Below are 15,469 nucleotides of genomic sequence, written 5' to 3' on the forward strand. Positions count from 1 at the left end.
ATCTTCTCCTAGTTATCAGACACAACAACAGTGATGTGACTGCTACGCTTAAATATACGATCAGCACGGCCTTTGGCTCTTGGCTTAATACGCTTCATAGTTGGACCTTCGTCAACGAAGATTTGTGAGACAGTCAATTCATCGATGTCTGCACCTTCGTTATGTTCGGCGTTCGCAATCGCTGACTCTAATACTTTTTTGATTAGATCGGCGCCTTTCTTCGGACTATAAGTCAAAAGTTCAAGAGCCTTTTCAACGTGTAAACCACGAATTTGATCTGCTACCAAACGTGCTTTTTGAGCCGAAGTGCGGGCGTGACAATGTTTAGCTAAAGCTTGCATTTTTATCTCCCTTATCTCTTGGCTTTCTTATCCGCGACATGGCCGCGGTAAGTACGCGTTGGCGCAAATTCGCCCAACTTATGGCCGACCATTTCGTCAGAGACGAATACTGGAACATGTTGGCGACCGTTATGGACCGCAATGGTCAACCCAATCATATCTGGGATGATCATAGAACGACGAGACCAAGTCTTAATTGGTTTCTTGTCGTTCTTTTCCACTGCAGCCTCAACCTTCTTCAACAAGTGTAGGTCTATGAAAGGACCCTTCTTGAGAGAACGTGGCATGGTGAATCCTCGCTATTACTTATTACGACGACGTACGATAAGTTTATCGGTACGCTTGTTACTACGTGTTTTCTTACCCTTAGTAGGAATACCCCAAGGTGTAACGGGATGACGGCCACCAGAGGTACGACCTTCACCACCACCATGTGGGTGATCTACAGGGTTCATGGCAACACCGCGAACTGTTGGGCGAACACCGCGCCAACGAGTTGCACCTGCTTTACCAAGTGAACGTAGCATATGTTCTGCATTACCGATTTCACCAACGGTGGCACGGCAATCTGCCAATACTCGGCGAACTTCACCAGAACGTAAACGAAGAGTTATATAACCTTCGGCACGCGCTAGGATCTGTGCGTAAGTACCTGCTGAACGAGCAATTTGTGCACCTTTACCAGGCTTCATTTCAATGGCGTGTACCGTAGTACCCACTGGCATGTTACGCATTGGTAAAGTATTACCTGCTTTAATCGCAGCGTCTGGACCAGATTGAATCTGATCACCTGCTTTAGCACCTTTATGGGCTAGTACATAACGACGCTCACCATCTGCATATAACACCAAAGCGATGTTAGCAGAACGGTTTGGATCATATTCTAAACGCTCAACTACAGCAGGAATGCCATCTTTGGTACGTTTAAAATCGACTATACGATAATGCTGCTTATGGCCACCACCAATGTGACGCACGGTAATGCGACCATTGTTGTTACGACCACCAGACTTGCTGTTTTTTTCTAATAAAGGCGCATAAGGAGCACCTTTATGTAGGTCAGGGTTGGTTACCTGAACTACGTGACGACGACCAGGAGAAGTCGGTTTAGCTTTCAATAATGGCATATCTAATCCCCTTCTTACTCTGCGCCGCCACTGAAGTCGATGTCTTGACCTTCTTTAAGCACGACGTAGGCTTTTTTCCAGTCTTTACGCTTACCAAAAGATGCACCATGACGTTTAGTTTTTCCCTTAACGTTTAGTGTACGAACTGAGTCGACTTCAACTTCAAACATTTTCTCAACTGCTTGCTTGATTTCTTCTTTGTTCGAATCTTTGGCTACTTTAAGTACAACAGTGTTGTTCTTTTCAGCGGCTAGCGTTGCTTTTTCAGAAACATGTGGTGCTAATAACACCTTAAGTAGACGCTCTTCATTAATCATGCTAACGCCTCCTCTAATTGCTTCACTGCTGCTGCAGTCATCAATACTTTCTCAAATGCGATAAGACTTACTGGGTCAATGCCTTGAACATCACGTACGTCAACTTTGTACAAGTTGCGCGCAGACAAGAATAAATTCTCATCAACTTCTGATGTAACAATAAGCACATCTTTCAATTCAAGAGCAGCTAATTTAGAAAGTAATTCTTTCGTTTTAGGAGTCTCAACTGAAAACTCTTCGACCACGATTAAACGGTCTTGACGTACCAATTCAGATAGGATGCTTTGAATCGCCCCACGGTACATCTTTCTGTTAACTTTTTGGCTGTGATCCTGTGGCTTAGCAGCAAATGTTACGCCGCCAGAACGCCAGATAGGACTACGGATAGTACCTGCACGGGCACGACCAGAACCTTTTTGTTTCCATGGCTTCTTACCACCACCACGAACTTCAGAGCGTGTTTTTTGTGCTCTAGAACCCTGACGGGCACCGGCACCGAAGGCAACTACTACTTGATGTACTAGTGCTTCGTTAAATTCACGTCCAAAGGTTGCTTCGGATACTTCAAGAGCGCTTTGCGCATCTTTCAATACTAATTCCATCACTTCACTCCCCAGACGTTACGCTTTAACTGCAGCTTTAATGATGACATCGCCACCCGGAGCTCCAGGAACGTTACCTTTTACTAATAAAAGGTTGTTCTCTAAATCAACACGCACTACATCCAAAGACTGAACAGTGATTCGCTTGTTACCAAGCTGACCGGCCATTTTTTTGCCTTTGAAAACTTTACCTGGGCTTTGGTTTTGACCAATTGAACCAGGTGCACGGTGAGATAAAGAGTTACCGTGTGAGTTACGTTGATGACTGAAATTCCAGCGTTTAATAACACCAGCAAAACCTTTACCTTTTGAGGTTCCCGCTACATCGACTAATTTAGTTTCAGCAAACATTTCAACAGTTAATTCACTGCCTACTACTATGCCTTCGCCTTCATTAGCGTCTAAACGGAATTCCCACAAACCGCGACCAGCATCAACGCCTGCTTTAGCAAAATGACCTGCTTGAGCTTTGTTAACGCGGCTAGCTTTTTTGTCGCCAGCAGTTACTTGAAGCGCTTTATAACCGTCAGTTTCTTCAGTACGTAACTGAGTCACACGATTAGGAGTTGCTTCAATAACAGTCACAGGGATAGAAACGCCATCTTCAGTGAAGATGCGAGTCATACCTACTTTACGACCGATAAGACCAATCGCCATGTTAAAACCCTCTCTTGTTAGCCCAGGCTGATTTGAACATCAACACCAGCAGCCAAGTCCAATCTCATCAACGCGTCTACTGTTTTATCAGTAGGTTCAATGATATCTACCAAACGCTTGTGTGTGCGGATTTCATACTGATCACGTGCATCTTTATTTACGTGAGGAGAAACCAACACTGTGTAGCGCTCTTTACGAGTAGGTAGTGGAATGGGTCCGCTAACCTGAGCACCTGTACGCTTCGCAGTTTCAACGATTTCAGCCGTAGACTGATCGATCAATTTATGATCAAACGCTTTCAAACGAATACGAATTCTTTGATTTGGCATCGATTAAGCTCCAATCGAAAGAACAAAATAAAATCATCCTCAACCACCTAACTATTGGGTGGGGGATGTGTGTGTTTACCGCTGACCCCCAATTGGGGTCTTGTAGTTAAGATTGACACTCTAGCCGAAGCCTTCGGTCAAAATCACTGTTCATCAGAACAAGTGGGCGCGAATTATACATGCGTTGTCATAAGATGCAACTACAAACTAACAAAAACATTCAATGTTTCTGTTTATGATGTAGGTCAAGTCCCAAGGGTCCGGATCAGTGTATGTTTATCGTCAAGAATAAAGCACTGTAAGGCTCAATTCCATGTTGGACAAAAATCTTGTGTTGTTGCTAAAAATTTTAATGCTCATTGGCATAACTCTTATTCTATTGGGCATATACTTACATTTGTACAATGCAACTATAGAGTCAATGGGCGTCAATGGCATTATTATCAGTGCAGCTTGTGTCGCTGTTGGTATGATTTTATCGATACCAACTAAAATGGTGATTACCTTTATGCTAGTTAATCGAGAAATAAAGCAAGCAGCCAGACAAAAGGCCAGACGTTAAACTCCCCCGCGTTACAACAATGACTCCATGTCAAGGCACTAAAAAGTTTTTGCTCTGTTGTCTAATTTTCATTTTACGTTTGGCAACCATAAAAACCACAACAGATTAGATAATACTCATGCTTTAACGACAGTGATCATGACCTCCTTATACTTATAGATAGTAAAAGCTATTTGCCTAAGATAGGTGCTACGTTATAGTAGCCTCTTGAATTGTAATAAGATTGAAAAATAAAAATAACGATGAGCAACTCTGACATTCACCAAGATAAACTGAAACATATTCACCATCTGTTGGCTGCCCACCCCTCTCTAATGGATGCCTACGGTAAACTTGAGCCATTTATTCTTGAGCTATTTGATGCAGAGCGTATGAGTATCTTTCAGCGTCGTCGTCAACATCAGGATTTAGTCGCAAGGTTTAAAACCGGTAGAGAAACGAAAGAAATCAAAGTGCCCATTAGTCCATTATCCATTGCGGGTTATGTAGCACTGAGTCAAAGCTCCTTACTTATTAGTGATCCGTATAATAAGGAAGAGTTGGCCGCCATCCACCAGCGTCTTAAATTTGCCGATCGCTTTGATAAAAATTCAACCTTTAAAACACGCAATGTAATCTGTGTGCCCATACTAGATTCTGGTGTATTAATGGGTGTCATGCAGATTATTAATAAGAAAGAAGGTGTATTTGCTCAATCAGATCTCGATCTTGCCAATGATGTCGCTGATATTATGGGCAAAAAATTTCGTTACGAGTTAGGTGGTACCAGTAAACCATTTGATTATTTGGTGCATCGCAATCTCATCACCGAGGACCAATTAGCTAAAATTACCGAAGGAAGTAACGATAACCGCCAATTAGTGCAACGTCTCACATCAGAATATCGCATTCCTGATGAAGAATTAGGCAACGCTTTATCGGTGCATTTTCAAGTGCCATTTTTACCTTATTTACCCGACAAGTATCATATGTTTCAAAGTGAGAGCCGACTAAATCTGTCTTATCTCAAACGTAATTTTGTCGCCGTATTAGCTGACGTTGCAGAAAATCCGATTGTTTTGATGGCTGAACCTAACAATGCCGGCTTACTTATGGAGATTGAAAGTGCACTCGGTATCGACAGTTATGAAATATCGGTCAGTTTGCCTAACGTCGTGCTGCAGTATTTGGGTGAAGCCGTCGGTGGTGCTGGCCCTGGCGCCATGGATGAGATACTTGACGAGATCAGCGGTAGCGCTGATGAGTTGGATGAAAGTACCGATGAAATGTCCGATGATGCACCAGCCGTGGTGCGTCTTGTTAGTCGAGTATTACACGACGCTAAACGACTTAATGCCTCAGACATTCACGTTGACCCTGAAAAAAACGCTCCTACACGGGTAAGAATGCGTATTGATGGCGTATGTCGCGACATCACTCAAGTACCGGCTTCGCATCACAGTGCTGTGATTGCCCGTATTAAAATCATGTCTAATTTGAACATCGCCGAGAAACGAGTACCGCAAGATGGAAAATTATCCTTTCGAATGAGTGGACAACTAATTGAAGTCAGGGTAGCAACAATACCTACCGTTGCAGGTGAAGGCGTCGTCATGCGTATCCTTGCATCAGGTGGGGCTTTACCAATTGGCAAGATGAACCTATCACCCAACAATTATGCCACTATCGAAACGATGGTTAAAAAGCCACATGGGATCTTATTAGTTGTAGGGCCAACCGGTTCGGGTAAAACCACCACTTTGCATGCCATATTGGGTCATATTAATACACCAGAAAAGAAAATTTGGACTGCTGAGGATCCGGTTGAAATTACCCAAGCGGGCTTACAACAGGTGCAAGTTAGCCCTAAGATTGGTTTTACGTTTGCCAATGCACTACGCGCTTTTTTGCGGGCCGACCCTGATATCATTCTCATCGGTGAAATGCGTGATAAAGAAACAGCCCATGCCGGTATCGAAGCTTCATTAACGGGTCACTTAGTGTTTTCGACTCTGCACACTAACTCTGCTCCTGAAACGATTACCCGTTTGTTAGACTTAGGGCTCGATCCGGTCAACTTTTCTGATGCTTGTGTGGGGATTCTGGCACAACGTTTGGTACGAACCATCTGCCCTAACTGTAAAGAGAAATATCCAGCCAGTGAAGTTGATACTGCCTTTATAAAACGCCAATACGGCGAAGCTTATATTGCCGAGTTAAATTTACCTGAAACCATAATGCTGACCCGAGGAAAAGGGTGTGACGAATGTGGCAATACCGGTTATCGCGGACGCACAGGCGTCCATGAATTATTGGCCATGACAGCAGAACTGCGCTCCCTGGTATATAAAGAAGCGTCTGTTCATGAAATGAAAGCACAAGCCATGAAAGACGGTATGCGCACCCTGACTCAGGACGGCATACTGAAAGTACTTAAGGGCGATACCGATATTGCCCAAGTGCAGATAATCAGCGGTATATCTTAAGCTGTATTTATAAAACTTTTATTACTTAGCAAGAACAAACGCTCACTTTAGAATGTTTGCTCTTGCTAAATTTTCACAAATATTTTTGACTTATTACCACACTCTCGATTGAGTCAAACTAATCCAGTAAAGTGCTTGAGTTACATTTTTTTAAAAATATAAAAATAAAATGACAGGAAAATTTATGAGATTAATCAATAACAAATTGCTGCACATAGTGACAGCCTGCACTTTATTAAGTTGTGGACTTGCTGTTAATGCTGAAGATGCCTCGGAAAAACCGAAGTGGGACATACTCAACCCTTCTTTCCCACTGCATAAACTCGCCATAGAAACAGATGAAACAACTTGGTCAAGTCTCGACATCACACCAGATGGTAAGACTATGGTGTTTGATATGTTAGGTGATTTATACGAAGTGCCTCTATCGGGTGGCCAAGCTAAAGCATTAACCCAAGATTTTGCGTGGAATATCCATCCAGCGGTGAGTCCCGATGGTAAACATATCGCTTTTATATCAGACCGTGGCGGTATCTCAAATTTGTGGGTCATGGACCGAGATGGCAGTAACCTTAAACAACTTAGTACTGAAAAAAACAATCTAATCCACTCTCCGAAGTGGCGTCCTGATGGTGAATATATCGCAGTGACAAAAGGCATCATGTCCTCACGCAGTATACCCGCAGGCGAGATATGGCTTTACCATAAAAGCGGCGGTGACGGTTTAGCTTTGAAAGAACGGGTTAATGGCAAAAAAGACCAAAAAAACATCGCAGACCCGGCCTTTTCGGCAGACGGAAAATTCTTATATTTCACCCAAGATGTCAGTGGCGGAAGTACCTTCAGTTATAATCGCGATCCACTCAAGGGTATTTTTGCCATTACTCGTTATGAATTAGCCAATGGGGAAGAAGAGACGTATGTCAGTGGCACAGGGGGTGCTGTAGTGCCCACGCCTTCGCCCGATGGTAAACACCTTGCGTTTATTCGGCGTGTAAAAGAAAAAACTGTCTTGTTTGTTAAAGAGCTCTCTACTGGCATCGAGACACCGCTGTACTTTGAGCTTGAAAGAGATATGCAGGAAGGTTTTGGCTCTGAAGGCTATTTTGCTTACTTTGACTGGACACCCGACTCAAAAAACATCGTATTTTGGACAGCAGGCAAGTTTCATCAACTCAATTTAAAAAGTGGTGAAATTCAAGACATAAATGTCAAAATCAATGCTGAACTACAATATGCTGACGCCTTACGTTTTGAAGTGGATGTAGCCCCTGATACCTTCAATATCAAAATGGCACGCTGGACACAGCGTTCCCCTGACGGCAGTACATTGTTATTTCAGGCTTTAGGTAAACTATACAGTAAAGATATTAAGTCTGGAAAAATTGCCCGTCTGACCAAACAAAATGAGTATGATGAACTCTATCCTCGCTTTTCAAACGACGGAAAAAGTATTGTTTACACCAGTTGGAATGATCAAAAATTAGGCGCAATTCACATTATCAGTGCTTCAGGTCGCAACGATAAAATTGTTAGCTCTGCTCCCGGTCACTATATTGAACCAAGTTTTTCTACTGATGGAAAACTCATCACTTATCAAAAAGTCACAGGAGGATATTTACTCAGCCCTGATTATTCGGTCGAGCCGGGCATTTATGTACTAGATTTAGCCTCGCAGAAAAACACCCGAGTAAGTCACTCAGGCTGGGCTCCGCACTTTGCTGGCGACAATAGCCGTGTATTTTTAACGACATCAGTATCAGGCAGTGATTATCCAGAAACACAGCTGATTAGTGTTGATCTTAATGGAGAGGACAAACGAGAACACTTATATGGTGCTGATAATGTATCTGAATATCGTCTTTCTCATGACAAAAAGTGGGTCGCCTTTGTCAACCAGTATAACGCCTATGTTGCTCCTTTTGTCGATACCGGCAAAAGAGTCAGTATTGGCCCTAAATCAACCGCGTTTCCAGTAAAACAATTGTCGAGCCATGCGGGTGAATACCTAAATTGGCGGGCAGATAGTCAAGCCGTTAGTTGGTATCACGCTGCGATGTATTACGAAAGGGAACTTAAAGACGCCTTTGACTTTATTGCCGGTGCACCAGACTCTTTACCAGAACCAGTCAGTGAGGGTATGAGCGTTTCCTTTGCACAAACGAGCGATAAACCCTCAGGTTACAAGGCCATTATTGGTGGCAACATTGTCACTATGCGCAATGCCAACAATGAGCAAGAAGTCATTGAAAACGGAGTGGTATTAATTAAAGACAACCGAATTATAAAGGTAGGAAAATCGGGCGAGATAAGCATTCCCAAAGGTGCTCTTGTTATTGATGCTAAAGGCAAAACGGTACTTCCAGGTATGGTTGACACGCATGCGCATGGTGCCCAAGGTAGCAATGAAATTATCCCGCAGCAAAACTGGGCGATGTATTCAAACGTATCGTTTGGTGTAACTACAATTCATGACCCTTCAAACGATACCACTGAAATATTTTCTGCCGCTGAATTACAAAAAGCCGGCAAAATAGTTGCACCGCGAATTTTCTCAACGGGCACTATTTTATACGGTGCCGAAGCCTACGGCTACAAGGCTATAATCAACAGTTATGAAGATGCGCTTTATCATGTGCAACGCCTTAAAGACACCGGCGCTATTTCAGTTAAAAGCTACAACCAACCCGCTCGCTCGCAGCGACAACAAATCTTAGCGGCAGCTAAAGAAATCGGCATGATGGTTGTGCCCGAAGGTGGCGGCAAATATCAACAGAATATAACGATGTTGGTCGACGGCCATACAGGACTAGAGCACTCTTTACCTATTGCTACCGGCTACAACGATTTGAGTACTTTATGGGCGGCCACTAAATTTGGGTACACCCCCACCTTTGTGGTTTCTTATGGTGGAATGATGGGCGAAGAATATATTTATGACCGTAACGAAGTATGGCTTAATCCCCGACTACTGCGTTATACCCCAAGTTTTTTATTAGATGAACGGGCCATTGTTCGCCCTACTGCTCCTGATCAACAATACAACCATCCTAACGTGGCGCGTTATGCCAAGGCACTGCGCGACAAAGGCGTCAGTGTTCACATCGGTGCCCATGGCCAACGCGAGGGCCTAGCAGCTCATTGGGAACTACAACTAATGACACAAGGTGGTTTTACCCCCTGGGAAGCGTTGCGTGCAGCCACAATCGATGGTGCAACACACTTGGGTATGGATAAACAAATCGGTAGTATCGAAGAAGGAAAGTTGGCAGACCTATTTATTACCGATGCAAATGTATTAGAGGATGTTAGGCGCAGTGAATATGTTGAATACACCGTATTAAATGGCCGTATCTATGAGTCGGCTACAATGAACGAAGTTGGCAGCAAACATCAACGTCAACCTTTCTTTTTTGAGCACAATAATAATGTGTATATGCCCAAAGAAACGGCTGAAGCAGTCGAAGCTAAAGCACAAAAACACCATTGGGTGCATTAACCGTCTATGATGACAAAAGTAGTGGGCACATAAGCGCCTACTACTTTTCAGTTTACTGAACCCTTTTTAAGTTACAATACAACAACGGTTTAATCCTGTGAGTTTGCAGTCTAGACTTAATCTACTCAAAAGCGCTTTTATACTCGAGTGAGCAGTTACTTTATGTCAGATAAAGATTTTGAAATCTCTTTTAGCCATTTAAAGCAAACAATCCCTTTGTTAATAAAACATAAGGTGCCGGCATTGCCACTAAATTATGCGCTTTGGTATACCTATGTTTCTAACGAATCACCTGAACTTAAGCTTGCCTTAGATGATGCACTGCAACAAGACAGGCCATTATCTGAAGCGAAGACTAAAGAACTTTACCGCCAATACTTGTCAGAAAACCAAGAAGTAAAAGCCTGGGAGTTGCGGCAATCACTTGAGGCCATGCTAATAGAATTAACCCAATCTATTAACGACACTCACAGTGAAACTACTAGTTTTAAAACTACCATGGACAGTTGCGTTGATAACCTCACAAAAGTTGAAAAAGAAGGCTTATCCATAGAAGAAGTAATGACCCTAGTACGTAATCTTGTTAAAGAAACACAGAAGATCAGACGCAGCACCATGAGTTTTAATTCAGCCCTATCAGATGCACAAGTTGAAATTACCGCGCTACGCTCACAGTTAGAACAAAGTCAGCAAGAAGCCTTATATGATGCTCTGACGGGACTAAGTAACAGACGTTATTTTGATGAAGAGTTGGCCAGCCATGCTGTCCGACCTAATTTATTTTTAATCATTGTAGATTTAGACCATTTCAAAAAGATCAATGATAATTATGGGCATATAATGGGTGACTTAGTACTCAAAGCTACCGCCAAAAAATTGCAAGCCGCATGCCGAGATGGAGCCCAAGCCTTTCGATTTGGTGGCGAAGAGTTTGCTATTATTGTGCCTAATTCGAATTTTTCTAAAGCCCGCGGTTTGGCTGAAACAATGCGCCGCGCCATTGAAAAGATAGCCGTAAAAGATAAAAGAAACGGTGAAATCCTCGGTGATATAAGTGCGTCTTTTGGTATAGCAGAATTAAAAAAAGGCATGAATCCCTTAGCATTAGTCGAATCTGCTGACAAACAACTCTACGAAGCGAAACACCTAGGTCGTAATCGAGTAATGCCGATGTTATAGTCAAATCACTTAGTTTTTCCCACAAAAAATCCCTCTTTTTGCACCTATGTCGGCAATTTATTGATATTTCAGCAAAAAGAAATCAGCAAGCGCGGAAAATATCTTGTATAATCCCGCGCAATTTTTACTCAGACCGAAGTTGAAACAATGACAGACTTATCCCTATACAGAAACATCGGTATTTTCGCCCACGTTGACGCGGGTAAAACTACCACTACTGAACGTATCTTAAAATTAACTGGCAGAATCCATAAAACTGGTGAAGTGCATGATGGAGAATCAACCACTGACTTCATGGAGCAGGAAGCTGAGCGCGGTATTACTATCCAGTCAGCAGCCGTAAGCTGTTTTTGGAAAGATCACCGTTTCAACGTTATCGATACTCCTGGACACGTTGACTTCACAGTTGAAGTTTACCGTTCATTAAAAGTACTCGATGGCGGTATCGGCGTATTCTGTGGTTCTGGTGGTGTTGAACCGCAATCAGAAACCAACTGGCGCTATGCTAACGATTCTAAAGTTGCACGGGTTATCTTCGTCAACAAATTAGACCGTATGGGTGCTGACTTCTACCGTGTTTGTGGTCAAATCAAGAAAGTATTGGGGGCCACCCCATTGGTTATGACACTACCAATCGGCATCGAAGAAAATTTTGTCGGTGTTGTAGATGTATTAACCCGTCAAGCCTATATATGGGATGACACTGGTTTACCAGAAAACTACACTGTAACTGACGTACCTGCCGACATGGTAGACAAGGTTGAAGAATACCGTGAACTACTGATTGAAACAGTTGTTGACCAAGACGACGATATCATGATGTCTTATATGGACGGTGAAGAGCCTTCTATTGAGCAACTTAAATATTGTATCCGTAAGGGTACGCGTGATCTGGTCTTCTTCCCCACTTTATGTGGTTCAGCTTTCAAAAACAAAGGTGTCCAGAACGTACTTGATGCAGTAGTTGATTACTTGCCTGCGCCAAACGAAGTTAACCCACAGCCACTAACCGATGAAGAAGGTAACCCCATCGGTACGTTTGCTAAGGTTGATGCTGCTGAGCCTTTCCGTGCTTTAGCGTTTAAAATCATGGATGACCGTTTTGGCGCTTTAACATTTGTTCGTGTTTACTCTGGTAAATTGAACAAGGGTGACAGCATACTGAACTCATTCACCGGAAAAACAGAACGTATTGGCCGTATGGTTGAGATGCAAGCAAACGAACGTCTTGAGATCAGCTCAGCTACTGCTGGTGATATTATTGCTATCGTGGGCATGAAAAACGTCAAAACTGGTCATACTCTTTGTGATCCTAAGCATCCATGTACCTTAGAAGCGATGGTCTTCCCAGAGCCAGTAATATCTATATCAGTTACACCAAAAGATAAAGGTGGTTCTGAGAAAATGGGTGTTGCTATTGGTAAAATGGTTGCAGAAGATCCTACTTTCCGTGTTGAAACCGACATTGACTCTGGTGAAACCATCCTAAAAGGCATGGGTGAATTACACTTAGACATCAAAGTTGACATCTTGAAACGTACTTACGGTGTTGATTTGATTGTGGGTGAGCCACAAGTTGCTTACCGCGAAACCATCACCAAAGAAGTTGAAGATTCTTATACCCATAAGAAACAATCTGGTGGTTCTGGTCAATACGGTAAAATTGATTATAAAATTCGTCCTGGTGAAGCTAACACTGGTTTTGCGTTTAAGTCTTCTGTTGTGGGCGGTAACGTTCCAAAAGAATTCTTCCCAGCCATTGAAAAAGGTTTCAAAAGCATGATGGACAAAGGCGTATTAGCTGGATTCCCCGTGCTAGACGTTGAAGTTGAATTGTTAGACGGTGGTTTCCACGCTGTCGATTCATCTGCGATTGCCTTTGAAATTGCTGCAAAAGGCGCATTCCGTCAATCGATTCCTAAATCTGGTCCTCAGTTAATTGAACCCATCATGAAAGTAGATGTGTTCTCTCCTGACGATCACGTTGGTGACGTAATTGGTGACTTAAACCGTCGTCGCGGTATGATCAAAGATCAAGAAGCTGGTGTAACGGGTGTTCGCATTAAGGCTGATGTACCTCTTGCAGAAATGTTTGGTTATATCGGTACATTGCGTACTATGACTTCAGGTCGTGGTCAGTTCTCTATGGAGTTCTCACACTACCTGCCTTGTCCAAACAACGTTGCTGAGAAAGTTATTGCAGATACCAAAGCACGCAAAGCAGCTGAAGCTAAAAAGTAATTAATCATTACTACTAAGTTGTATTAAGAGCCCCGCCAAGTGCGGGGTTTTTTATGGGCTTAATAAATTCAAGGTAAAAAAAGATGGACTAGGTCCATCTTCAATTGAGGAATAATCCTCCTTCCAATATAGCCCTTAGTGGCAAACTAAGCTCGACGTACCTTACGACCAACAAGGAGCAAAACTATGAGCGACAACCAGCCCATAGCACCGCCTCCGCCACCCGATGAACTGGAGCCGCCACCTCCATTGTTGTTAATTCGAGTATTGTTAACTGGCACTATCTCAGGATGAGTTGACACAGCAGCATCGACTACAACAACATCCGAAATGATTACCAAATTGTCATCTGTCACATCTATATTATTGGCTGCATCAGTGGCAGTATAATTGCGCAAAGGCATGCTCGTTGCCGCACCACCAAGATTAAATCGGTCAAGTGCAGCAATAGCATCAACCACTTGCATACCGTCACCTAACACTTGTCCAAAGACAGTAAATCCGCCATTTTGCACATCGAGATTCGCACTATTATTGGACAAATTGAAAAACCATTGAGATGTTGCACTATTGATATTGCCGCCCTGTTTTGCCATGGCAATAGTGCCACGTACATTTGAAAGCTTCGGCTCATTTTGCACAGGCGTACCGGTCGCAACATTATCCAAAGGAAAATCACCGCTGTAGCTAAATCCACCGGCTTGCACTACAAAATTGGGCTCAACACGGTGCACAACATTATTCGCATAAGCTCCTGAGTTCACATAGCCGAGGAAATTTGCCACGGTTTGCGGAGTAGTATTGTCAAATAAGTTAACTTGCACGATGCCTAGCGAGGTACGAATTTCGACCACCGTAGCCTGACTGAGATAACTCGTAGAAGATAACATTACACCCAGTAAAAGAGCTTTTGGCATTCGCCCTAGTTTTGGTAAAAAACCTTTAATATCAGTATTATTCAAAATGATCCTGCCATAATAATTAATTTTGTGAAGCAGCTTAATTTAACTTTACACCTAACAAAAGCGCTGACTTGTATCAATTTGCAATCAGCGTTCTAAGTCATTATAAATCTGCAGCCCTGACTAAAATGGAACCGCAAATTCTTTCAGTGCCAAATTAATATCTGCTTTAGCCTGCTCCGATAGTGACATTGTAAAAGCATCAATATTCTCTTTGAGCTGGGGCATCGTTGTTGCTCCGATAATAGTTGAGGTAACACCCTCTACCTGATCACACCATACTAATGCGAGCTGAGATGGTGTCATATTATGGGCAGCAGCCAGCTCAACATAGCGTGCAATTGCTTGTTGGCTCATCGCGGTATTGCGAAACAAACCTTGGCGCTGGCTAAAGCTCCATCTGCTGCCCTTAGGACGTTGATCATTCAAATATTTGCCACTTAATGCACCACCAGCCAATGGTGACCAAGGAAGGTAAGCCACTTCTTCTCGGGCACAATTTTCAATTAAATAAGGCCAATCCTTGCTATGCAATAAACTAAATTCATTTTGAATTGAAACCATTTTAGGCAGGCTATGTTTCTCACTTAACTGCAAATATGTATTAATGCCCCAAGGTGTATCATCAGACAAACCACAATGGCGGATCTTGCCCGCTTTAACGCACAATTCTAAAGCTTGCAGAATTTCCAACATTTCCTGCTTTTCATCAGCAGTCTCAGTTTTTGAGAAAGATATTTGACCCGGCCAGTGCTTACCAAAATGGGGCGTAGTTCGGTTTGGCCAATGTAATTGATATAAATCGATATAGTCAGTTTGCAAGCGCTTAAGAGAAGCATCGACAGCCTGAATTACCGTTTCACCACTAATACCTGAACCATTACGTAAATACGAAAAACCACTACCAGCAATTTTAGTGGCAAGTAAAAATTCTTTACGACGTTGTGGATTAGCCGCGATCCAATTACCAATAATTGTTTCTGTACCACCATAGGTGGGTTCGGCCGGAGGTACTGGATACATTTCTGCGGTATCAATAAAATTAATACCGGCATCAAGGGCATACTCGATTTGTTGATTTGCATCTTGTTGAGTATTTTGAATCCCCCATGTCATGGAGCCTAGACAAACTCGAGAAACTTTTTCGTTGCTGGAGCCTAATATTGAGTATTGCATTGTTGCTCTGCC

At 42.9% G+C, this 15,469-nt stretch carries 14 protein-coding genes; 5 read left to right on the forward strand and 9 right to left on the reverse strand.

Annotation, left to right across the window (positions count from 1 at the left end; translation table 11 throughout):
- Nucleotides 1–8: 8 nt before the first annotated feature.
- From rplV to rpsJ, 7 genes are read right to left on the reverse strand one after another with little or no spacing between them, the layout of a single operon-like run.
- Nucleotides 9–341 carry a 50S ribosomal protein L22 gene (rplV, locus tag ABKW31_RS08940; protein WP_068376641.1) on the reverse strand — a complete coding sequence of 111 codons (333 nt, stop codon included), beginning with the start codon at nt 339–341 and terminating at the stop codon, nt 9–11.
- Nucleotides 342–352: 11 nt separating this feature from the next.
- Entirely contained in the window at nt 353–628 is a 276-nt protein-coding gene (gene rpsS / locus ABKW31_RS08945) for a 30S ribosomal protein S19 (RefSeq protein WP_011573392.1), read from the reverse strand.
- A 15-nt stretch (nt 629–643) separates the two neighbouring features.
- Nucleotides 644–1,468 (reverse strand): 50S ribosomal protein L2, encoded by an 825-nt coding sequence (gene rplB, locus ABKW31_RS08950; protein WP_348615982.1) that lies wholly within the window; start codon nt 1,466–1,468, stop codon nt 644–646.
- 14 nt (nt 1,469–1,482) lie between these two features.
- Entirely contained in the window at nt 1,483–1,785 is a 303-nt protein-coding gene (gene rplW / locus ABKW31_RS08955) for a 50S ribosomal protein L23 (RefSeq protein ID WP_348615983.1), read from the reverse strand.
- Nucleotides 1,782–2,387, reverse strand: coding sequence for a 50S ribosomal protein L4 (gene rplD, locus ABKW31_RS08960; RefSeq protein WP_348615984.1), 606 nt, complete (start codon nt 2,385–2,387; stop codon nt 1,782–1,784). Before rplD ends, rplW begins: the two co-directional genes overlap by 4 nt.
- An 18-nt stretch (nt 2,388–2,405) precedes the next feature.
- Complete coding sequence (rplC, locus tag ABKW31_RS08965; RefSeq protein ID WP_348615985.1) at nt 2,406–3,044, reverse strand: 50S ribosomal protein L3; 639 nt, start codon at nt 3,042–3,044, stop codon at nt 2,406–2,408.
- 17 nt (nt 3,045–3,061) lie between these two features.
- Nucleotides 3,062–3,373, reverse strand: a complete 312-nt coding sequence (rpsJ, locus tag ABKW31_RS08970; RefSeq protein ID WP_008845776.1) for a 30S ribosomal protein S10 — start codon at nt 3,371–3,373, stop codon at nt 3,062–3,064.
- Nucleotides 3,374–3,686: 313 nt separating this feature from the next.
- Here rpsJ and ABKW31_RS08975 point away from each other — a divergent pair, with 313 nt between their 5' ends.
- From ABKW31_RS08975 to fusA, 5 genes are all read left to right on the forward strand, one after another.
- Nucleotides 3,687–3,935 carry a hypothetical protein gene (locus tag ABKW31_RS08975; protein ID WP_348615986.1) on the forward strand — a complete coding sequence of 83 codons (249 nt, stop codon included), beginning with the start codon at nt 3,687–3,689 and terminating at the stop codon, nt 3,933–3,935.
- 314 nt (nt 3,936–4,249) lie between these two features.
- Nucleotides 4,250–6,400 (forward strand): GspE/PulE family protein, encoded by a 2,151-nt coding sequence (locus tag ABKW31_RS08980; protein WP_348616038.1) that lies wholly within the window; start codon nt 4,250–4,252, stop codon nt 6,398–6,400.
- A gap of 184 nt (nt 6,401–6,584) precedes the next feature.
- Complete coding sequence (locus ABKW31_RS08985) at nt 6,585–9,899, forward strand: amidohydrolase family protein (protein WP_348615987.1); 3,315 nt, start codon at nt 6,585–6,587, stop codon at nt 9,897–9,899.
- A 162-nt stretch (nt 9,900–10,061) separates the two neighbouring features.
- Nucleotides 10,062–11,078, forward strand: a complete 1,017-nt coding sequence (locus ABKW31_RS08990) for a GGDEF domain-containing protein (RefSeq protein WP_348615988.1) — start codon at nt 10,062–10,064, stop codon at nt 11,076–11,078.
- A gap of 147 nt (nt 11,079–11,225) precedes the next feature.
- A complete protein-coding gene (gene fusA / locus ABKW31_RS08995) occupies nt 11,226–13,319 on the forward strand; it encodes an elongation factor G (RefSeq protein ID WP_348615989.1) in 2,094 nt (697 codons plus the stop codon).
- A gap of 146 nt (nt 13,320–13,465) precedes the next feature.
- Here the strand turns inward: fusA and ABKW31_RS09000 are convergent, their stop codons facing one another.
- Nucleotides 13,466–14,236 carry a peptidylprolyl isomerase gene (locus ABKW31_RS09000; protein ID WP_348616039.1) on the reverse strand — a complete coding sequence of 257 codons (771 nt, stop codon included), beginning with the start codon at nt 14,234–14,236 and terminating at the stop codon, nt 13,466–13,468.
- 168 nt (nt 14,237–14,404) lie between these two features.
- Complete coding sequence (locus tag ABKW31_RS09005; protein ID WP_348615990.1) at nt 14,405–15,457, reverse strand: aldo/keto reductase; 1,053 nt, start codon at nt 15,455–15,457, stop codon at nt 14,405–14,407.
- Nucleotides 15,458–15,469: the final 12 nt, after the last annotated feature.

This window comes from Paraglaciecola sp. 25GB23A, from assembly GCF_040012495.1.
Taxonomy (GTDB): Bacteria; Pseudomonadota; Gammaproteobacteria; order Enterobacterales; family Alteromonadaceae; genus Paraglaciecola.